Source organism: Pseudomonas sp. HP_01, from assembly GCF_055284355.1.
The window spans coordinates 1-20,363 of record NZ_JBTOPV010000004.1 but is presented as its reverse complement, the minus strand read 5'-3'; the positions used below and the strand labels follow the sequence as shown (position 1 = coordinate 20,363).

Annotated in this window: 21 protein-coding genes and 1 other RNA gene; 6 read left to right on the top strand and 16 right to left on the bottom strand. The window is 59.7% G+C overall.

Annotated features, from left to right (window positions below):
* The 9 genes from mraY to rsmI form a co-directional block, all read right to left on the bottom strand.
* A complete protein-coding gene (gene mraY / locus ACYAR8_RS04280; RefSeq protein ID WP_037014691.1) occupies nucleotides 1-1,083 on the bottom strand; it encodes a phospho-N-acetylmuramoyl-pentapeptide-transferase in 1,083 nt (360 codons plus the stop codon).
* Nucleotides 1,083-2,453 (bottom strand): UDP-N-acetylmuramoyl-tripeptide--D-alanyl-D-alanine ligase, encoded by a 1,371-nt coding sequence (locus tag ACYAR8_RS04275; protein ID WP_463579170.1) that lies wholly within the window; start codon nucleotides 2,451-2,453, stop codon nucleotides 1,083-1,085. Before ACYAR8_RS04275 ends, mraY begins: the two co-directional genes overlap by 1 nt.
* Nucleotides 2,446-3,909 carry a UDP-N-acetylmuramoyl-L-alanyl-D-glutamate--2,6-diaminopimelate ligase gene (locus tag ACYAR8_RS04270; protein ID WP_463579169.1) on the bottom strand — a complete coding sequence of 488 codons (1,464 nt, stop codon included), beginning with the start codon at nucleotides 3,907-3,909 and terminating at the stop codon, nucleotides 2,446-2,448. The genes ACYAR8_RS04275 and ACYAR8_RS04270 overlap by 8 nt, the downstream gene beginning before the upstream one ends.
* Nucleotides 3,909-5,654: a peptidoglycan D,D-transpeptidase FtsI family protein gene (locus ACYAR8_RS04265; protein ID WP_217648302.1), complete on the bottom strand. Its 1,746-nt coding sequence runs from the start codon at nucleotides 5,652-5,654 to the stop codon at nucleotides 3,909-3,911. Before ACYAR8_RS04265 ends, ACYAR8_RS04270 begins: the two co-directional genes overlap by 1 nt.
* Nucleotides 5,654-5,947 (bottom strand): cell division protein FtsL, encoded by a 294-nt coding sequence (ftsL, locus tag ACYAR8_RS04260; protein WP_037014701.1) that lies wholly within the window; start codon nucleotides 5,945-5,947, stop codon nucleotides 5,654-5,656. The genes ACYAR8_RS04265 and ftsL overlap by 1 nt, the downstream gene beginning before the upstream one ends.
* Nucleotides 5,944-6,891, bottom strand: a complete 948-nt coding sequence (gene rsmH, locus ACYAR8_RS04255; protein WP_463579168.1) for a 16S rRNA (cytosine(1402)-N(4))-methyltransferase RsmH — start codon at nucleotides 6,889-6,891, stop codon at nucleotides 5,944-5,946. Before rsmH ends, ftsL begins: the two co-directional genes overlap by 4 nt.
* The gene (gene mraZ / locus ACYAR8_RS04250) at nucleotides 6,888-7,343 is read right to left on the bottom strand and encodes a division/cell wall cluster transcriptional repressor MraZ (protein ID WP_192171890.1); all 456 of its coding nucleotides are present in this window, start codon (nucleotides 7,341-7,343) and stop codon (nucleotides 6,888-6,890) included. The genes rsmH and mraZ overlap by 4 nt, the downstream gene beginning before the upstream one ends.
* A 307-nt stretch (nucleotides 7,344-7,650) precedes the next feature.
* Nucleotides 7,651-8,008: RNase P RNA component class A (gene rnpB, locus ACYAR8_RS04245), an RNA gene on the bottom strand.
* An 86-nt stretch (nucleotides 8,009-8,094) separates the two neighbouring features.
* Nucleotides 8,095-9,000, bottom strand: a complete 906-nt coding sequence (gene rsmI, locus ACYAR8_RS04240) for a 16S rRNA (cytidine(1402)-2'-O)-methyltransferase (protein ID WP_074884450.1) — start codon at nucleotides 8,998-9,000, stop codon at nucleotides 8,095-8,097.
* Nucleotides 9,001-9,222: 222 nt separating this feature from the next.
* On the opposite strand from rsmI, the gene ACYAR8_RS04235 reads away from it, so the two are divergent.
* The 5 genes from ACYAR8_RS04235 (at nucleotide 9,223) to ACYAR8_RS04215 (ending at nucleotide 14,126) form a co-directional block, all read left to right on the top strand.
* Entirely contained in the window at nucleotides 9,223-11,037 is a 1,815-nt protein-coding gene (locus ACYAR8_RS04235) for a penicillin-binding protein activator (RefSeq protein ID WP_108120720.1), read from the top strand.
* Nucleotides 11,034-11,408 (top strand): YraN family protein, encoded by a 375-nt coding sequence (locus ACYAR8_RS04230; protein ID WP_074884443.1) that lies wholly within the window; start codon nucleotides 11,034-11,036, stop codon nucleotides 11,406-11,408. Before ACYAR8_RS04235 ends, ACYAR8_RS04230 begins: the two co-directional genes overlap by 4 nt.
* 245 nt (nucleotides 11,409-11,653) lie before the next feature.
* On the top strand, nucleotides 11,654-12,247 hold the full coding sequence (locus ACYAR8_RS04225) for a phosphoheptose isomerase (RefSeq protein ID WP_065992135.1): 594 nt from the start codon (nucleotides 11,654-11,656) through the stop codon (nucleotides 12,245-12,247).
* Nucleotides 12,244-12,822, top strand: a complete 579-nt coding sequence (locus tag ACYAR8_RS04220) for a BON domain-containing protein (protein WP_463579167.1) — start codon at nucleotides 12,244-12,246, stop codon at nucleotides 12,820-12,822. The genes ACYAR8_RS04225 and ACYAR8_RS04220 overlap by 4 nt, the downstream gene beginning before the upstream one ends.
* 392 nt (nucleotides 12,823-13,214) lie before the next feature.
* Complete coding sequence (locus tag ACYAR8_RS04215; protein ID WP_463579166.1) at nucleotides 13,215-14,126, top strand: CAAX protease; 912 nt, start codon at nucleotides 13,215-13,217, stop codon at nucleotides 14,124-14,126.
* Nucleotides 14,127-14,212: 86 nt separating this feature from the next.
* Here ACYAR8_RS04215 and ACYAR8_RS04210 read toward each other — a convergent pair whose 3' ends face one another.
* The 7 genes from ACYAR8_RS04210 to rplM all read right to left on the bottom strand — a co-directional run bounded on the left by ACYAR8_RS04210 (nucleotide 14,213) and on the right by rplM (nucleotide 19,019).
* Complete coding sequence (locus tag ACYAR8_RS04210) at nucleotides 14,213-14,626, bottom strand: ClpXP protease specificity-enhancing factor (protein WP_074884437.1); 414 nt, start codon at nucleotides 14,624-14,626, stop codon at nucleotides 14,213-14,215.
* A gap of 18 nt (nucleotides 14,627-14,644) precedes the next feature.
* Entirely contained in the window at nucleotides 14,645-15,262 is a 618-nt protein-coding gene (locus ACYAR8_RS04205; RefSeq protein ID WP_074884434.1) for a glutathione S-transferase N-terminal domain-containing protein, read from the bottom strand.
* Nucleotides 15,263-15,488: 226 nt separating this feature from the next.
* Nucleotides 15,489-16,256 carry a cytochrome c1 gene (locus ACYAR8_RS04200; protein WP_463579165.1) on the bottom strand — a complete coding sequence of 256 codons (768 nt, stop codon included), beginning with the start codon at nucleotides 16,254-16,256 and terminating at the stop codon, nucleotides 15,489-15,491.
* The gene (locus ACYAR8_RS04195) at nucleotides 16,256-17,467 is read right to left on the bottom strand and encodes a cytochrome b (RefSeq protein WP_463579164.1); all 1,212 of its coding nucleotides are present in this window, start codon (nucleotides 17,465-17,467) and stop codon (nucleotides 16,256-16,258) included. The genes ACYAR8_RS04200 and ACYAR8_RS04195 overlap by 1 nt, the downstream gene beginning before the upstream one ends.
* Nucleotides 17,467-18,060 carry a ubiquinol-cytochrome c reductase iron-sulfur subunit gene (gene petA, locus ACYAR8_RS04190; protein WP_463579163.1) on the bottom strand — a complete coding sequence of 198 codons (594 nt, stop codon included), beginning with the start codon at nucleotides 18,058-18,060 and terminating at the stop codon, nucleotides 17,467-17,469. The genes ACYAR8_RS04195 and petA overlap by 1 nt, the downstream gene beginning before the upstream one ends.
* Nucleotides 18,061-18,183: 123 nt before the next feature.
* A complete protein-coding gene (gene rpsI, locus ACYAR8_RS04185) occupies nucleotides 18,184-18,576 on the bottom strand; it encodes a 30S ribosomal protein S9 (protein ID WP_065992123.1) in 393 nt (130 codons plus the stop codon).
* Between the two features lie 14 nt (nucleotides 18,577-18,590).
* Nucleotides 18,591-19,019, bottom strand: a complete 429-nt coding sequence (rplM, locus tag ACYAR8_RS04180; protein WP_019693576.1) for a 50S ribosomal protein L13 — start codon at nucleotides 19,017-19,019, stop codon at nucleotides 18,591-18,593.
* Between the two features lie 240 nt (nucleotides 19,020-19,259).
* Between rplM and ACYAR8_RS04175 the strand changes: the two genes are divergently transcribed.
* A complete protein-coding gene (locus ACYAR8_RS04175) occupies nucleotides 19,260-20,297 on the top strand; it encodes an NADP(H)-dependent aldo-keto reductase (RefSeq protein ID WP_074884424.1) in 1,038 nt (345 codons plus the stop codon).
* Nucleotides 20,298-20,363: the final 66 nt, after the last annotated feature.

Genomic DNA, 20,363 nt, shown 5'->3' with positions numbered 1-20,363 from the left:
CTACCTCAGTTTCAACGTGGCAAGGCCGACCAACACCAGGATCACGGTGATGATCCAGAAACGGACGATCACGCGCGGCTCGGGCCAGCCCTTGAGTTCAAAGTGGTGGTGGATGGGCGCCATCCGGAAAACGCGGCGGCCGGTTAATTTAAAGGATGCGACCTGAATGACGACTGACAGGGTCTCCATTACGAAGACGCCGCCCATGATGAACAGGACGATTTCCTGACGGACGATGACAGCGATGGTGCCCAATGCCGCGCCCAGTGCCAGCGCACCGACGTCGCCCATGAATACCTGAGCCGGATAGGTGTTGAACCAGAGAAAGCCCAGGCCTGCCCCGATCAGCGCGCCGCAGAACACGATCAATTCGCCCGCGCCAGGCACGTAGGGAATCAGCAGGTATTCTGCGAATTTCACGTTACCCGACAGGTAGCAGAAGATCCCCAGCGCGCCGCCGACCATTACCGTTGGCATGATCGCCAGGCCGTCCAGGCCATCGGTGAGGTTCACAGCATTGCTGGAGCCGACGATCACGAAGTAGGTCAGCACCACGAAGCCAATGCCCAGAGGGATGCTGAAGTCCTTGAGCATCGGAATCAGCAGCGTGGTTTCCACCGGCGATTGCGCAGTCATATAAAGGAAGATCGCCGCGCCCAGGCCGAACACCGATTGCCAGAAGTACTTCCAGCGGCTCGGCAGCCCGCGCGAATTCTTCTCGATCACCTTGCGGTAGTCGTCGACCCAACCGATAGCGCCGAACAGCAGCGTGACGATCAGCACTACCCACACATAACGGTTGCTCAGGTCAGCCCACAACAAGGTGGCGATGCCGATTGCAGACAGAATCAGCGCGCCACCCATGGTCGGCGTGCCGGACTTGGACAGGTGCGATTGGGGTCCGTCGTTGCGCACGGATTGACCGATCTGCTTGCTCTGCAGGGCGCGGATCATCCACGGGCCCAGACACAGGGAAAGTGACAGTGCAGTGAGCACGCCAAGGATCCCGCGCAGGGTCAGGTACTGAAAGACCGCGAAGCCTTTGTAGAACTGTTGCAGATACTCGGCCAGCAGCAGCAGCATTAATGTTTCTCCAGGCGTGTTCCGCATAAGGCCGCCACGACGTTTTCCATCGCAGCGCTGCGTGAACCTTTAATCAAAATGGTGGTGTTTTTATCGTGCTCGGCGCCGAGCGCTTCGATCAGCTCGGCCTGAGTTTCAAAATGGCGGGCATCCTGCCCGAAAGCCTTGACCGCATGGGCCATCAACGGACCGACGGCATACAGCGCGTCGACCTTGCCGACTGCGTATGCGCCGACGTCGCGATGGCCCTGCTCCGCCCAGTCACCCAGTTCGCCGATATCGCCCAGCACCAGAACCTTGCGGCCCAGGAAACCGGTGAGGATGTCGGTCGCGGCAGCCACGGAAGTGGGGTTGGCGTTGTAGGTGTCATCAATGACGCGCATGCCGTTCGGCGCCAGTTGCGCGACGGTGCGGCCTTTGACCGGCTGTACGTTGTCGAGCCCGGCGACGATGCCCGGCAGGGAAACGTCCAGCGCATGGGCAGCAGCAGCGGCGGCCAAGGCGTTGGCGACGTTGTGCATGCCCAGCAGGTTCAATTGCACCGGCGCGGAACCGTTCGGGGTGTTCAGCGTGAACGCCGGGCAGCCACGCGCGTCAATGCCCAGGTCGCTGGCGTAGAAGTCAGCACGGCTGTTTTTGAGCGCAAAACTCAAGACTTTGCGCGAGCCGGCGCGGGCCACCCAGGTATCGAACGCTTTGTCGTCGAGGTTCAATACCGCCACGCCGCGGGCGTCCAGGCCTTCGATGATCTCGCCCTTGGCTTCGACGATCTTTTCCGGACCGCCGAACTCGCCCACGTGGGCCGTCCCGGCGTTGGTCAGGACACAGACATGGGGCTTGGCCAGGCTGACCGTGAAAGCGATCTCGCCCACACGGGACGCGCCCAGCTCGATGACAGCAGCATCGAATTCCGGTGCCAGCTCAAGCAGGGTCAACGGAACACCCAGTTCATTGTTCAGATTGCCGCGCGTCGCCAACACAGGGCCGCGCGTGCGCAGGATGCTCGCGAGCATTTCCTTCACGGTGGTCTTGCCGCTGGAACCGGTGATTGCAGCGACCGGCTTGTCCATAAACGCATTGCGGTTCAACGCGCCCAGTTGCGCCAGGGCTTTGCGGGTGTCGGTGACGATCAACTGCGGCAGTGAACTGCCCGGGATCTCGCGCTCAACCAACGCGCCGACTGCGCCTATTGCGGCCACCTGCTCAAGGTAGTCGTGACCGTCAAAACGCGGGCCGGTCAGCGCCACGAACAACTGGCCTGAAGTGATCCCGCGGCTGTCGATGCTGACGCCGGAGAAACTGCAGTCATCGCCCACACGACGCGCGTCGAGCGGCACGAGCAATTCGCTGAACGAGAGCGGCTTAAGCATGTGCGGCCTCCCAGGCGTCGAGCGCTTTGGTGGCTTCTTCGAGATCGGAAAACGGCTGACGCTGTCCGTTTATTTCCTGGTAATCCTCGTGTCCCTTGCCCGCCAGCACGATCACATCGGCAGCGGACGCCTGAGAAATGATCCGGGCGATGGCCTGACCGCGACCGGCAACGAAGTCGACCTGGCCTGCGGCTTTAAACCCGCCACGGATGTCATCAAAAATACGAGCCGGGTCTTCGCTGCGCGGGTTGTCGTCGGTGACCAGCACCTTGTCCGCCAAACGCTCAACCACTTCGGCCATCAATGGACGCTTGCCGCGATCGCGATCGCCGCCGCAGCCGAACAGGCAGGTCAACTGACCTTTCGCATGTGGGCGCAATGCCGCGAGCACTTTTTCCAGGGCGTCAGGGGTGTGGGCGTAATCGACCACCACCAGCGGACGCGAGCCACCGCCCAGACGCTGCATCCGGCCGGCAGGGCCTTCCAGCGAGGGCAGCACTTTCAAAATGTCGTCCAGCGGGTAGTCGAGCCCCAGCAGAGCGCCGACCGCAGCCAGCACATTGCTCAGGTTGAAACGACCCAACAGGCTGCTGCGCAAGATATGACTGCCCTGGGGCGTTATCAGGGTCGCGCGTACGCCGTCGTCATCGAAATGCGCATCGCGGCAGAACAGATAAGCGCTGCTGTCTTCCTGGCTGTAGGTAATCAGACGCGAAGCGTGGGGAGCAGCCGCCAGCTGGCGACCAAACGCGTCGTCAAGATTGACCACACGGCAGCGCAGGTCATTCCAGGCGAACAGCTTGGCCTTGGCGGCAGCGTAAGCCTCCATGGTGCCGTGGTAATCGAGATGATCGCGGGACAGATTGGTCATCACCGCCACGTCGAAGGCCAGTGCGGTAACCCGGCCCTGATCCAGCCCGTGGGACGAGACTTCCATGGCAACCGCTTTGGCCCCGGCCCTTTTCAGGTCATACAGGGTGGATTGCACAGAGATCGGATCCGGCGTGGTGTGAATGCCACTCTTCAGCTCGCTATAGAAGCCGGTGCCCAGCGTGCCGATGATGCCGCAGTGCTGACCGAGCTTGTCCAGCGCCTGCGCCACCAACTGAGTCACGCTGGTTTTGCCGTTGGTGCCGGTCACGCCGATCAGATTCAGGTTGCGGCTCGGGTCGCCATAAAAGCGACCGGCGAGGTCCGACAGCTGTGCTGCCAGACCCTTGACCGGCATCATCGGGATGTCGGTGATCGGCAGTACTTTGGCGCCTTCGGCTTCATAAGCAATGGCCGCCGCGCCGTGTGCGATGGCGTCGGTGATGTGCTCACGGCCATCGACCTTGAGGCCCGGAATCGCCAGAAACAGATCGCCCGGACGCACCTTGCGGCTGTCCAGGGTCAGTTCGCGAATCAGCAGGTCGCGATTGCACTGTGCAAACAGCTTGCTCAAATTCAAAGACATCAGCCACGTCCTCCCTTGACTGGGGCGGCGGCGGGCACGGCATTGGCTTGTTGTTCAGGCGGAACCGGCGCGAGGTTGTCCGGGCGCACGTTCATCAAGCGCAGCGTGCCCGACATCACCTTGCTGAATACTGGAGCGGAAACCAGACCACCGAAGTAACCGCCTTTGCTCGGCTCATCAATGACCACAACGACCGCGTAACGCGGGTTGCTCATCGGGCCGAAACCGGCGAACAGCGAACGGTACGAGTTTTCGGCATAGCCTTTGGTGCCCACGGAAGTCTTACGCGCCGTACCGGACTTGCCCGCCACGTGATACGACGGAACGCGCGCACGGTAAACGCCGCGCGGATCTTCGATCACTTGCTGCAACATGCCCTGCACGGTTTTGGCCGTGGCCTCGGGAATGGCCTGAACCGACTCGGCTGGATTGTCGGTCTTGAGAATGGTCAGCGGCACGATCTTGCCGTTGTTGGCCAGTGCCGCGTAGGCGTGCACCAACTGCAGCGCTGTTACCGACAGGCCGTAGCCGTATGACAGCGTTGCGGTTTCCGCCTTGCGCCACTCGCGGTAGTTCGGCAGGTTGCCAACGCGCTCGCCCGGGAAGCCGAGGCCGGTGTACTGGCCCAGGCCCACACGCTGCATGGCGTGGAAAATCGCTTCGCCACCCACGTCAAACGCCACTTTGCTCATGCCGACGTTACTGGAGTTGATCAGGATGCCGGTCAGGTCGAGGATCGGGCCTTCGGTTTTGGTTACGTCACGGATGGTGTATTTACCGATCTGCAACGTACCGGGATACACCTCGACCTTGTCGCTCGGTTTCCAGCGGCCGCTTTCCAGCGCAGCAGTCATGGAAATCGGCTTCATGGTCGAACCCGGCTCGAACACGTCGATGATCGCGCGGTTACGCATCGCAGCGGGCACCATGGTGCGGCGGTTGTTCGGGTTGTAAGTCGGCTGGTTGACCATCGCCAGCACTTCGCCGGTTTTCACGTCCATGATCACCAGGCTGCCAGCCTTGGCGTCGTTTTCCTGAATGGCGTTGCGCAGCTCGCGGGTCGCCAGGTATTGCAGGCGCAGATCAATAGACAAAGCCAAGGTCTTGCCGGCCTTGGCGTTTTTCTTCACTTGCAGGTCTTTGATCATCCTGCCGCGCCGGTCCTTGATGACCTGCCGCTTGCCGGGGACACCGGCGAGCCAGTCTTCATAGGCCAGCTCTACGCCTTCACGGCCGTGATCATCCAGGTCGGTAAAGCCGACCATGTGCGCGGTGACATCGCCCGCCGGGTAGAAACGGCGGAATTCTTCCTTGCCGTAAACGCCCGGGACTTTCAGATCGAGCACTGACTGACCCTGCTCCGGGGTCAGGCCACGGACCAGATAGATAAATTCTTTGCTTGCCTGTTCATTGAGGCGATCCGTCAGTGCCTTGGGATCCTGTCCCAGTGCCTGCGCCAGCTGGACCCACTTGGTCTTGTCGGCCTGCATTTCGGACGGGTTCGCCCAGATGGTGGTGACCGGGGTACTGACGGCAAGGGGCTCGCCGTTGCGGTCGGTGATCAGACCACGGTGTGCGGGAATCGAAACCGTACGCAGGCTGCGCGCATCGCCCTGTTCGATGAGGAACCGATGGTCGATGACTTGCAGGTCGACGATGCGGTAGCAGATCGCGATGACCATGACCGACAGCAGGCCGACCACGACGCGGAACCGCCACGGGTAGAGTGCCCCTTCGAGCTTCATCATGGCGACACCATCCTGATATCGGCGGCGTTCGGGATGCGCATTTTCAGCTGATCAGTGGCCAGGGCTTCGATACGGCTGTGGGCGGTCCAGGTGCTTTGCTCAAGAATCAGGCGGCCCCACTCGGCCTGCGCCTTGTCGCGCACGCTGAGTTCACCGTAAAGGGAGTTGAGCAACTGACGGTTCCAGTGCGCGCTGTACGCCACACCGATCGCCGAAACCAGCACGGCGATAAACAACATCAGCATGAAGAAGCTACCGCCCGGGAGGGGCTTGAAGAAACCGCGGCTCATCGGAGTTTCTCCGCAACGCGCATGACGGCGCTGCGCGAACGGGGATTGGCGCGGGTTTCATCATCGGAGGCGAACTGTGCCTTGCCGATCAGCTTGATACGCGGCTCGAACGCCTGATGACGGATCGGCAGGTTGCGCGGCAGGTTATCGGCTTCGCCCTTGACCAGCTTGCGCATGAACAATTTGACGATGCGGTCTTCCAGGGAGTGGAAGCTGATGACCACCAGACGGCCGCCCACTTCAAGCGCTTCCAGTGCAGCGTCGAGGCCCGCTTCCAGATCGCCCAGTTCGTTGTTGACGTGAATGCGCAGGCCCTGGAACGCGCGGGTCGCAGGGTTCTTGCCCTTCTCCCACGCCGGGTTGGCGACTTTCAGCACTTCGGCCAGATCGCCGGTGCGCTCGAACGGTTGCGTCTCGCGACGGGCCACGACGGCACCGGCCATGCGGCGGGAGAAACGCTCTTCGCCGTATTCTTTGAAAACACGGGCGATTTCTTCGGCGGGCGCGGTATTGACGAACTCGGCTGCGCTGACGCCTCGGGACGGGTCCATGCGCATGTCGAGGGGGCCATCGTTCATGAAGCTGAAACCGCGCTCAGGGTCGTCCAGTTGTGGCGACGACACACCGAGGTCCAGAAGAATGCCGCTGACCTTGCCTGCCAACCCGCGCGCTTGAGCTTCGGCGCCCAGTTCAGCAAAGCTTCGCTGCACAATGACAAAGCGGCCGTCTTCGGCCGCCAGCGTTTGCCCGGTGGCAATCGCCTGGGGATCTTTATCGAATCCGAGAAGCCGACCCTCCGGCCCCAGGTTCTGCAATATAAGTCGGCTATGTCCGCCACGCCCAAAGGTGCCATCCAGATAGCAGCCATCGGCGCGCACCGCAAGAGCCTCGACGGCTTCTTCGAGCAGTACGGTGATGTGGGTGAAGCCGCTATTCGTAGTCACAGGATCAAATCACGCAGTTCATCGGGCATCGCACCCGGTTTTTGAATGGCCGCCAGGTCCGCATCAGCAAGTGCGTTCCAGGCGTCCTCATCCCACAGTTGAAACTTGTTGAGCTGGCCTACCAGCATCACTCGCTTATCGAGCTTGGCGTATTCACGCAAACGTGGCGGCACCAGGAAACGCCCGCTGCCGTCCAGCTCCAGATCCACCGCATTACCGATCAACAGCCGCTGCAGACGACGGTTTTCTTCACGGAATGTGGCGAGCTCGCGCAGCTTGGCCTCGATCAGCTCCCACTCGGGAAGCGGATAGATGCACAAGCACGGGTCGACGGTATCAATGGTGACGATCATCTGGCCGGCGCTACGCGAATCCAACTCGTCACGGTACCGGCTCGGCATAGCGAGACGGCCCTTTGCATCGAGATTGATTGCGTTTGCACCACGGAACACAGGCGCGATCTCCAAATATTATCTTTTTGCGGTCAAAAAACCCACTTCACGCCACTTTCCGCCACTTGCGCACACTATAGGAATGCGCCCACCACACCGTCAAGGCGACTTCACGAGGAAAACCCTTATAGGACGGATATTTAGGAGCACTTACGAAGGAGATGTGGCGGATTTCGGATCGGTCCTACGGATATTTCCCAGGACGAACAAACGGATGGCGTTCGAAGTTAAAGTGATTTGTGAGGTTTAAGATTTTTTTGGTATTACAGGAGGGGATAAATCGTACAAACGATGGGGATAAAAGGAGGTGGAGAGTCGATCTGTAAGCCGGGTTCTGTCGAGGACAGTCATTCCTCTACGATGGCCATCACTGGACATCTTTAGCAACCTACCCGGTTCCAGCGCGGGCCACGCCTTGGAACCCTATTTGGTCTTGCTCCGAGTGGGGTTTACCTAGCCACGAACTGTTGCCAGACGTGCGGTGCGCTCTTACCGCACCTTTTCACCCTTACCGGCACCGAAGTGCTTAGGCGGTTATTTTCTGTGGCACTTTCCGTAGGCTCGCGCCCCCCAGGCGTTACCTGGCACTCCGCCCTATGGAGCCCGGACTTTCCTCCCCCCTTCATTGCAGAACAATGAAAGGCAGCGACTGTCCAATCGACTCTCCGCCGCCAAGGTTAATGGGAGGACGGCTCAAGAACAAGCTTTAATCGGCTCTCCCGCCATTTGCAGAGCTGCCCGCGACATCCCGTCACACGCCTTTCTGTTTATCCAGCGCCACCTGATAAAGCAGGTTCTTGCGTACGCCGGTGATCTCTGCTGCCAGTGCAGCGGCACGCTTGAGGGGCATTTCTTCCAGCAGCAGATCCAGCACACGCCGCGCCTCGGCGCCAATCACATCTTCGCCTTCGGGCTCACTCCAGCCCGCCACCAGCACAACGCATTCGCCGCGCTGCTGGTTACTGTCGCCTTCAACGAAAGCGCGCAACTCGGACAGCGGCAGTCCCTTGAGGGTTTCGAAGGTTTTCGTCAATTCGCGCCCGAGCACGGCGGGACGGTCCGGGCCGAAGATGTCTTCCATGTCCTGAAGGCATTCGAGAATGCGGTGGGGCGCCTCATAGAAGATAAGCGTGCGCGGTTCTTCTTTGACGAGTTCGAGCCGCGCCTTTCGGCCCACCGACTTGGCCGGCAAGAAGCCCTCGAAGATGAAACGGTCCGACGGCAAACCCGCCGCAGAGAGCGCCGCGATCAATGCGCAGGCGCCCGGAACCGGGATCACTTGAATACCTGCTGCCCGAGCCTGACGCACCAAGTGGTAGCCAGGGTCGGAAATGAGCGGCGTGCCGGCATCGGAAATCAGCGCAACGTTATCGCCCGCCAGCAGCCGTGTAATGAAGCGGCTGCCCTCCTCGCGTTCGTTATGCTCGTGGCAGGCGGCCAATGGCGTCGGAATGCCAAAGTGCTGCATCAGCCGCAATGAGTGGCGGGTATCCTCGGCGGCAATCAGCGAAACATCGCGCAGCACCTTCAAGGCACGGGCGCTGATGTCATCCAGGTTGCCGATCGGCGTGGCCACCACATAAAGCGCACCTGTAGTGGAATTCGAAACACCCGGAGCAGTCAAAGCGCACACCTCATGTTGTGTAAAAGCCTGCATTGTACAGGCTGCGGCGCACAAAACAGGACGCTGCACCCCGTGAGACCTGAAAACGCAGTTCGAACGCCAGCATCAGGGCAGCGACCCCGCGAAAGACGTTTCAGCTCGGCTGACACGCCCGTAGACGACCCATATCGCCGCTTTAACGCCTTCAACGTCGCGCCCCGGCCAGTGCTTGGGTACACTTCCACGCTAATTTGCTCGAGTATCAGGAACATACACATGATCGCTTGCCTGCGGCTGTTCTCTGCCCTCTGCCTCGCTGCCCTTCTGGCTGCCTGTGCCGGTTCGCCCTCCTCCAGCCTTGGCGAATTGCCTCGCTCCCCCGATGCCAGCATCGAACAACTGCTCGAACAGGCTGCAGCGGCAAAGTCGCCTGATCAGGCTGCGTTGCTGAAACTGACGGCGGCTGATCTTGCAGCACGCCAAAACAACCCGAGCCGCGCCGCGAGCATCCTTGAGCAGGTGCAGATGGACCAGCTCAAGACCGACAAACAAATCTACGCCAACACCCTGTCTGCCGAACTGGCATTGGGGCGCAGCCAGCCGAAAGCCGCGCTGACCGCTCTCAACCACCCGAGCATGCAGCATCTGGGCGAAATGCCGGTTGATCTGCAAACCCGCGCTCACACTGTTCGCGCCCGTGCTTTTGAAGCAGACGGCCAGACCCTCGCCGCTGCAAGCGAGCGCGTGTTCATGGGCCCGCTGCTGCAAGGCGATGCCTTGAATGCCAACAACGACGCTATCTGGACGCTGGTTGCCGCGCTGCCACCCGAGCAGCTGCAAAGCTCGGCAAACGATGACATGGGCGGCTGGCTGAGCCTGGCCCGCGCGGTCAAGGGCGCCGGCACGCTGGAACAGCAACAGGCGGCCATCGACAACTGGAAAGCGCAGAACCCGCAACACCCGGCAGCACGTCAGCTGCCGACTGCCCTCGCGCAATTGCGTGACCTCAAGAGCCAGCCGCTGACCAAGATCGCATTGCTGCTGCCGCAAGACGGTCCGCTCGCCTCGGTATCGCGCGCTCTGCGTGACGGCTTCATGGCCGCGAACTATCAAGCCCAGCAGGCCGGCGAGAAGCCACCTGCGATCGAAGTGTTCGACAGCTCCCGCGTGACCTCTATGGACGCCTTTTATGCGCAAGCCAAGGCGGCGGGCGTACAACTGGTGGTCGGTCCGCTGGAGAAACCACTGGTTAAACAGCTGAGTGCTCGCCCTCAATTGCCAATTACCACCCTGGCGCTGAACTACAGCGATTCCGGCACCCAGGGCCCTGCCGAGCTGTTCCAGTTCGGTCTGGCCGCTGAAGACGAAGCGCGCGAAGTGGCGCGCCGTGCCTGGGCCGATGGCAAACGCAGTGCCGTTGCCATGGTGCCGAAGGGTGAATGGGGTGATCGCGTGCTGGAGGCCTTCCGCCAAAGCTGGCAGGCCAAAGGCGGCACCTTGCTGGGTGCTGAACGCATCGATCAGCCGGTCGCACTCGCTCAGCAGGTCGCCGATCTGTTCCAGCTGCGTAACAGCGAAGGCCGTGCCCAGCGCGTGCAAAGCGCCACTGGCACGCAGATGGCTGCTCAGCCTTCCCGTCGCCAGGACGTAGACTTCATGTTCCTGGCTGCAACGCCTCAACAGGCGCAGCAGATCAAGCCGACCATGGTCTTCCAGTACGCTGGCGATGTTCCGGTTTACGCCACTTCGCACTTGTTTACCAACAGCGGCGACCCGGCGATGTACAACGACCTGAACGGCGTGCGCTTCTGCGAAACCCCTTGGCTGCTGAACGCAAACGACCCGCTGCGCCAGCAAGTGACCGCTCAGTGGCCACAAGCTGCCGGCAGCCTGGGCCGCCTGTATGCCATGGGCATCGACGCGTACCGTCTGGCGCCACGATTGACTCAGCTGAAAACCCTTCCTGACAGCCGCATCGATGGCCTGTCCGGCAGCCTGGCGATCGGTCAGGGCCAGCGCATAGAGCGCCAGCTGCCGTGGGCAGAGTTCGTAGACGGCAAGGTCCAGCGCCTGCCGGACACCGCTCCTTGACCTCAGGCACCACCCGTCAAACTGCAGGGCGCGAGGCCGAAGCCTACGCCCTGCGTCACCTGCAACAGCATGGATTGCAGCTGATTACCCGCAACTGGTCATGCAAACGCGGCGAGCTTGATCTGGTCATGCTCGACGGCGATACAGTAGTATTCGTCGAAGTTCGGTATCGTCGCCACGCCGGTTGGGGTGGCGCGCTGGAAAGCGTCGATTTTCGCAAGCAGCAAAAGCTTACTCTGGCAGCTCAATCCTTTCTGCAAAGCGAGGTGCGCTGGGCCGATTCGCCGTGTCGCTTCGACGTCGTCGCGATCAATGGCGACCCCGGCACATCACCCGCGCTGAATTGGCTGAAGAACGCGTTCGATTGCTGAAAACGCGATGATTCCGTCGGATTGCAGCGTAAGATCGGCCGCCTTCCCTTTTGTAGGGCCGGCTTTAGCTTTGCAGGACCGGCTTTAGCCGGGAAGCTTCTGATGTTGCGCTTTATCCCTTACCACCCGACGAACCACCCTGGCTCTTTTGCTCTTTGCTTTGCGGGCTGCACAGTTTTGTGCCGGGACGCCGATGACTTATCGGACGCCATCTCGACCAGCCGCCCCTATTAAGGTTTTCATAGATGGACATGCAATCCCGAATTCGCCAGCTTTTCCAGGCCAGCATCGACACCAAGCAACAGGCGATGGATGTTGTTGCACCCCACATCGAGCAAGCCAGCCAGGTCATGGTCAATGCGCTGCTCAACGAGGGCAAGATGCTCGCCTGCGGCAATGGCGGTTCGGCTGGCGATGCCCAGCACTTTTCCTCGGAGCTGCTCAACCGTTTCGAACGCGAGCGACCTAGCCTGCCCGCTATCGCGCTGACCACCGACACCTCCACCATCACCTCCATCGCCAACGACTACAGCTACAACGAAATCTTCTCCAAACAGATTCGTGCGCTGGGTCAGCCGGGCGATGTGCTGCTGGCGATTTCCACCAGCGGCAATTCGGCGAACATTATTCAGGCCATCCAGGCCGCACATGATCGTGAAATGATTGTCGTAGCCTTGACCGGTCGCGATGGCGGCGACGTTGCGTCGTTGCTGTTGCCGGAGGACGTCGAAATCCGCGTCCCGGCAAAAGTCACCGCACGTATCCAGGAAGTCCACCTGCTGGCGATCCACTGCCTTTGCGACTTGATCGACAGCCAACTGTTCGGGAGTGAAGAATGATATCCAAACGTCTTAGCCTGCTGGCCCTGACGCTCTGCCTGGGCATCAGCGGATGCAGCTCGGTGATCAACGCCAGCCGCGAAGCGCCGATCGATGACGATCGCGGTACACGCACCTTTGGCAGCAAGATCGACGACTCGCTGATCGAGACCAAGGTCTCGGTGAACATCGCCAAAGCCAATCCTGACCTGGACAACGCCTCACACATCGTCGTGACCAGCTTCAACGGTATCGTCCTGCTTGCGGGCCAGACACCGCGGACGGACCTCAAGCAACTGGCCGAGCAAACCGCCAGCCAGGTGCAGAAGGTCAAGAAGGTCAACAACGAGCTCCAGGTCACCGGTCCGTCCTCGATGCTGGCGCGCAGCAATGACGCCTGGCTGACGAGCAAGATCAAAACCGAGATGCTCACCGACAGCGCCATCCCGGGCTCGCGCATCAAGGTCGTGACCGAAAACGGCATCGTCTACCTGCTGGGCCTGCTGACCCAGGCAGAAGCCACCCGCGCCACCAACCTGGTGCAAGGCGTCGGCGGCGTACAGAAGATCGTGAAGCTGTTTGAGTACATCGACTGACGGTGTGGCAGATTCGCCAAAGGTTTTTGAGCCCTCCGCGTGAGGGCTTTTTATTGCATCGCTTTTGGTCCGAGTGCCAGCCAGGTTTAACGAGAGCTGGGTCTACATCGATGGTAGCCCTGGCAGACTGGCCGGAGCCGCTTCTCCCTCCAGACACGTTCGCTATCCAGCCCGAATGCCAAGCAAATAGAACCAACGCAGACACGTGCAGGCAAACCTCCAGAAACAAAAACCCCGACTCGAGGTCGGGGTGGGTGTTTCGTGGTCTTTGCAAAAAGTCTTAAGCTTTCGCCCATTGGAGCTCATTGCCAACCTAGGGAGTGATGCTATGGGTGGGTGACATCCATGTCAACCCACATTCTTACAGGCGCCTCGCTGAAAGGAAGCCGAGCATGCCGCACACCGTCCTGTACAGACCCGTGCTAATTGATCAAATCATCAGCTCTCACCGAATCTCCAGCTACGCCAAAGTTTTCTCCGTGAGCAATGACGTAGAGCTGGTTGGCGCTTACCTATGGAATTCCCATGTCTGCGCCTCCCTCTACCCGCTGCTCAGTGCAGCTAAAGCCACGCTGAGGAATGCGATTGACTCTGCGCTCACGGCTGACCTCGGTAAATTCTGGTGGAAAAAAGGCAAGCTTCGCTACAGAAGCTATACCGCAGGAGTCGTAAACACTCCGCAGCCTGTTGAATATTTGACCAATAATTTCCAGTCAGCCTTCAAGATCGCCAGAAGGAAAAAAGGGAAACGACTGGGCAGCGGTGGTGCTCCCGAGCACCAAGAGATCGTTTCACAAGCCGATTTTTCCACGTGGGAATTCGTCCTTGATAATGAATTCATGGGCAACAATCTCATTTGGCCGAAGAATCTGGGACAAGTGTTTAGGGGCACATGGCCTACGAGTGCGAGCATGCTTCAGGTGTGCAAAAACCGCGTTTCGCTTGTTCGTAACTTTCGTAACCGAGTGTTCCACCATGAGCCGGCCTGGAAGCGCTTCGGCGTTACGGACGAGCAGCAAGCAGTGGCTCATTTACATGAAAAAATCGACAAAATTGTCGAGCTGATTTCATGGATTTCGCCAGAGAAAATTGGTCTGCTAGAGAAAAGCGGCGTGATCCGAACTGCCTATCGGGCGTGCTCGGTGGCCGAAATTGAACGGTTTAAATATCGGTCAAAGACGTGCGCGATCAACAGCATGACTAAGCTCATCAAAGTTGCTGAAACTGCCAGCGTCCGCAACGAGGTCATCAAAATAGAAATCTACGGAAAGCGTAAAGTGACATACACGATCCAGCGAACCTGAAACAGGCTTGGATGGGCAGCCGCCAGTCGGCACACACAAAAAAGGCGATCCTGGGGGATCGCCTTTATCGTTACGGCAGAAGCGACTTACTTGACCACTTTCAGACTCGGCCGGCCCGTAGGGCGCGGTGGCTCGTCGTTCGGTGGCGGCATGTCGTCTTCGACGTCCAGATCTTCGTCTTCATCCACAGCAGGCTCCAAGTCGAAGACCATGCCCTGCCCGTTCTCGCGAGCATAAATGCCCATGATTGCGGCAATCGGCACGTACAGGCTGTGGGGAACGCCACCGAAGCGGCCTTCGAAACTCACCGCGTCGTTGTCCATGTGCAGATGGCGAACGGCGCTCGGCGAAATGTTCAGGACGATCTGCCCGTCATTGGCAAACCCTTGCGGGACTTGAACCTTCGGGTAGTCGGCATTGACGAGTACGTGGGGTGTGCAATCGTTATCCACGATCCACTCATACAACGCGCGGATCAAATAAGGGCGACTGGAGTTCATCAAACGGCTCCTAAGGCCTTAGCGCATATCGCGTTCGACACCAGACAGACTTGCCTGAAATGCCTCACGCGCAAATTGGCGCTCCATATAATCAAGCAGCGGCTTGGCGGGCCGCGGCAATTCGATACCCAGAATCGGCAGGCGCCAGAGTATGGGCAATAGACAGCAGTCGACCAGACTTTGCTCGTCGCTCAGGAAAAAAGGCTTATCCGCGAACAACGGCGACACGCCGGTCAGACTTTCGCGCAGTTCCTTGCGCGCCTGAACACGTGCGGCTTCTTTGCTGCGCGGGTCCAGAATCAGATCCACCAGCCCGCACCAGTCGCGCTGAATCCGGTGGATCAGCAGGCGGCTGTTGGCACGCGCCACCGGATAGACCGGGAGCAGCGGCGGATGGGGATAACGTTCGTCTAGGTATTCCATCACCACCGTCGACTCGTACAACGCCAGGTCACGATCGACCAGGGTTGGAACGCTGCCGTACGGATTCACCTCGATCAATTTGGGCGGATGACGGCCCGCGACAACTTCAATGATCTCGGCGCTGACACCTTTCTCGGCGAGCACAATGCGCACGCGATGGGAATAGTGGTCGGCGGGGTCGGAGTAACAGGCCAACCGATTGGTCACGCCCATGGCGGTCCTCCTCGCTTGTAGATATTCAAAAAGCAGAAATACGGATGCGCCGCGAGGGCGCTTTCGGCGACGTCCACGATGATCGGGTGTTCAACGCGGGCGACAAGATAGCTCATTTACTCGAAGTAGATTCTGCAATCTTCAGCCCGCCACTATACCTGCTCTCCCCCCACTACCTGAAACAGCGCAACGGCAAGCGGCGCAGACCCGCGAATCAGACGCCTGCTCAGTGGACGTCTTTCCAGAATTCGCGCTTGAGCAGCCAGGCCAGGATGAACAGCACGGCGAGGTAAAGCAGCACGTAGGTGCCGATGCGCCGGTGCTGCAGTGTGTTCGGGTTGGCCGAGTAAGCGAGGAAGGTGACGAGGTTTTTCACCTTCTCGTTAAACTGCGCTTCGGTCAGCGTGCCGGTATCAGGGATGATGACCAGTTGATCGCAGGCTTCGTGACTCAGGATCGCGTCGGTGTGTGTTTTTTTGTCTTCTACGCGCTGAACCTCCTTGCAGCCGAGCCTCTGACGCCCTTGAAGCCCTTCCAGCACATTGGGCATGCCCACGTCAGGGTAAATCCTGTTGTTCACGCCCCAGGGCCGCGTCGGGTCCTCGTAGAACGAACGCAGGTAGCCATAGAGCCAGTCAGTTCCGCGAACGCGTGCGACAAGGGTCAGATCGGGCGGTGCGGCACCAAACCAGTTTTTCGCATCCGCAGGCTGCATCCCGATGGTCATGTGATCACCGATCTTCGCCCCGGTGAACACCAGCTTCTCCAGCATCAGGTCGTGGGGGATACCGAGATCGTCCGCCACACGCTCGTAGCGCTGGAACCTGGCGCTGTGGCAACCCATGCAGTAATTGACGAACGTCCCCGCGCCATCCTGCAGGGCTGCCTTGTCCGAGACGTCAATGTCGACGCTTTCGAGATCAGCGCCCCGCTCTTCGGCGAATGACAACGCCGGCAACAGGGCAATGAGCAAGACGGCGAGGAGCGCTTTCATCAGCCTGTCACCCTGTCCGGCACCGGCTTCGTCCGCTCCATGCGCGTGTAGAACGGCATCAGGATGAAGTAGGCGAAATACAGGACCGTGCAGACCTGTGACAGCAGTGCGCGCCCGGGGCTCGGCGGCAATACGCCCAGCACCCCAAGGGTCACGAAAGACAGGCAAAACAACAGCAGCCAGAGGCGACTCAGCCGCCCCTTGTAGCGCATCGACTTGACCGGGCTGCGGTCGAGCCACGGCAGCACGAAGAGCACGGCGATGGCGGCGCCCATGGCCATGACGCCGAGAAGCTTGTCCGGGATGGCGCGCAAGATCGCGTAGAACGGCGTGAAGTACCAGACCGGCGCAATGTGCTCCGGGGTCTTCAAAGCGTTGGCCTGCTCGAAGTTGGATTTTTCGAGGAAGTAACCGCCCATCTCCGGGAAGAAAAACACCACCGAGCAGAAGATGAACAGAAACACCACGACGCCGAGCAGATCCTTGACCGTGTAGTACGGGTGAAAAGGAATGCCGTCCAAAGGGTTGCCGTTCTCGTCCTTGTATTTCTTGATGTCGACGCCGTCGGGGTTGTTCGAGCCCACTTCATGCAGCGCCAGAATATGCAGCACCACAAGCCCGATGATCATGATCGGCAAGGCCACGACGTGCAGCGCAAAGAACCGGTTCAGGGTGATGCCGGAGACCAGATAATCCCCGCGAATCCACTCGGCAAGGTCGTTGCCGATGATGGGAATCGCGCCGAACAGCGAAACGATCACCTGAGCCCCCCAGTACGACATCTGCCCCCACGGCAGCAGGTAGCCCGTGAACGCCTCGGCCATCAGCGCCAGATAAATCAGCATCCCGAAGATCCAGACCAGCTCGCGGGGCTTCTGATACGAGCCGTACAGCAGCCCGCGAAACATGTGCAGGTAGATGACGATGAAGAATGCCGACGCGCCGGTCGAATGCAAAAGCCGCAGAATCGAGCCGTATGCGACGTCACGCATGATGTACTCGACCGATGCAAAGGCCCCCTCAGCCGTGGGCGTGTAACTCATGGTCAGCCAGATGCCGGTGAGGATCTGGTTGACCAGCACCAGCAGCGCCAGGGCGCCGAAGATATAGAAGAAATTGAGATTCTTGGGCGCGTAGTACTTGCTGAGGTGGTTTTCCCACATTGAGGTCGCCGGAAAGCGCGCATTGATCCAGTCCATGAGCTTGCTCATCACGCTTGCTCCTGATCCACACCAATGACGATGATTGAGTCCGACTCGTAGGAATGCGGCGGCACTGGCAGATTCAGCGGCGCAGGCTGCGCCTTGTAGACGCGTCCGGCCAGGTCGTAACGAGAGCCATGACAGGGGCAGAAATATCCGCCGACCCAGTTCTTGCCCAAATCGGCGGGAGCGACCTCGGGGCGAAACGTGGGGGAGCAGCCGAGATGGGTGCAGATGCCGATCAACAGCAGGATTTCAGGCCGGATCGACCGGACCACCGGATCGACATAGGCAGGCTGGGTGGAATCCTTTGATTGAGGGTCGGAGAGCTCGCCGGTAAGCGTGCCCAGACTGGAAAGGATCTCAGGCGTGCGACGGACAATGAACACCGGCTGACCACGCCATTCAGCAATCATCTGCTGGCCCGGCTCAATCTTGCTGATGTTGACTTTGACCGGCGCTCCCGCCGCCCTGGCTTTGGCACTCGGAAACCATGAGCCCACGAACGGCACGGCGCCGCCGACCGCTCCAGCTGCGCCTACCACAGACGTGGCCGTCACAAGGAAGCGACGCCGGCCCGTGTTAACGCCGTCATTGCCCATTGAGCCCTCTCCCGTCAGCATCCGAGATCTCCTTGACCAGGCCCTCGAAATCAATAAAAGACAGCCATAAAAAAACGCCCAGCTTCGTATAGAAACTGAGCGTTCTTTTTGAACGGAAGCGAATTAACGCTTCGAGTACTGCGGACGCTTACGCGCTTTACGCAGACCGACTTTCTTACGTTCAACTTCGCGAGCATCGCGAGTGACGAAGCCAGCTTTGCGCAGAGCGCCACGCAGGGTTTCGTCGTATTGCATCAGAGCGCGGGTGATACCGTGGCGGATTGCGCCAGCTTGACCACTCACACCACCGCCGATGACAGTGACGTAGATGTCGAATTTCTCGACAGTCTGAGTCAGTTCCAGCGGCTGACGAACTACCATGCGGGCAGTTTCGCGACCGAAGAACGAGTCCAGGGAACGGTTGTTGATGGAGATGTTACCGGTACCCGGACGCAGGAAAACGCGAGCGGTTGCGGTCTTGCGACGGCCAGTGCCGTAATTTTGAGTCGCCGACATAATGAACTATTCCGTTAAAACTTCAGTTCTTGGGGCTGCTGAGCAGTATGAGGGTGTGCAGCGCCCGCATAGACTTTCAGCTTACGATACATGTCGCGACCCAGCGGGTTCTTAGGCAGCATGCCTTTGACCGCGGTCTCGATCACGCGCTCAGGAGCTTTGGCGATCAGCTTTTCAAAGTTGATCGACTTGATCCCGCCCGGGAAACCGGAGTGAGAGTAGTAGATCTTGTCGGTGGTCTTGGCACCGGTGACACGGATCTGCTCAGCATTGATCACGACGATGTAGTCGCCAGTGTCAACGTGCGGAGTGTATTCCGGCTTGTGCTTGCCACGCAGACGGCTCGCGATTTCAGTGGCCAGACGACCCAGGGTCTGACCAGCAGCGTCGACGACGAACCAGTCGCGCTTTACTGTTTCCGGTTTAGCGGTAAAAGTTTTCATTCTTTATAGCCTCAAAGGCCGCCCTGAAAAATAGACGGCGGAGCATACTCATTAGTACGGTCTTTGACAAGTCAAAGGCCGCCGGGCACGAACGCTATAGGGGGCTCGGGTCAGCGCGTTCGATCGCAGCGGTTTCTTTTGGCGCAGGGCATCACTCCAGCGACAAAGAGGAGCGGAATTATGCCGATTGCGAAAAAAATTTCAACCTGCTTTTATGGCTCTTTTAAACAGGAGAGCCAAATGGACTACCGCCAACTGGGCAGAACCGACCTCAATGTCAGTGCAATCTGCCTCGGCACCATGACCTGGGGCGAGCAGAACAGCCAGTCCGAGGCCTTCGCGCAGATCGAACGGGCCAAGGCCGCCGGCATCAATTTCATCGACACCGCCGAGATGTATCCGGTCCCGCCGAAGAAAGAAACCTACGCCAGCACCGAGACCATCATCGGCAACAGGTTCAAGCAAAGCGGCGACCGCGCCGACTGGATCCTCGCCAGCAAGATCGCCGGTCCCGGCAACGGCATCGACTACATCCGTGACGGTCAGCTGAAATTCAACCGCGATCACATCGTCGCGGCGCTGGATGCCAGCCTCAAACGCCTGCAGACCGATTATCTCGATCTGTATCAACTGCACTGGCCCGAGCGCAGCACCAACTTCTTCGGCAAGCTGGGCTACAACCACAGTGAGGAACAGTTCACCCCGCTGCTGGAAGTGCTTGAAGCGCTGGACGAGCAGGTCAAGGCCGGCAAGATCCGCCACGTGGGTCTGTCCAACGAAACGCCGTGGGGCACCATGAAGTTCCTCGCCGAATCGGATGCCCATGGCCTGACGCGTCCGGTTTCCATTCAGAACCCCTACAACCTGCTCAACCGCAGCTTCGAGGTGGGCCTGGCGGAAGTGGCGATTCGCGAGCAATGCGGCCTGCTGGCCTACTCGCCCATGGCGTTCGGGATGTTGTCCGGCAAATACGCCGACGGCGCCCGTCCTGCCAAAGGCCGCCTGAGCCTGTATAGCCGCTTCACGCGCTATTTCAATCCGCAATCGGAAGCGGCCTGCGCGCGCTACGTTGCGCTGGCCCGCGAGCATGGTCTTGATCCTGCGCAAATGGCCCTGGCGTTCGTGACCAGCCGCAGCTTCGTCACCAGCAACATCATCGGCGCCACCACGCTTGAGCAGCTGGAAAGCAACCTGGCGAGCGCGGAACTGGAGCTGTCGGATGAAGTGCTGGCGGGCATCGAGGCGATTCACAAGGATCAGCCGAATCCTGCGCCTTGATCGGTGATTAATTGTAGGAGCGCGCTTGCCCGCGAATAGCGTTTGATCAGTCACCGACGGCCGGGC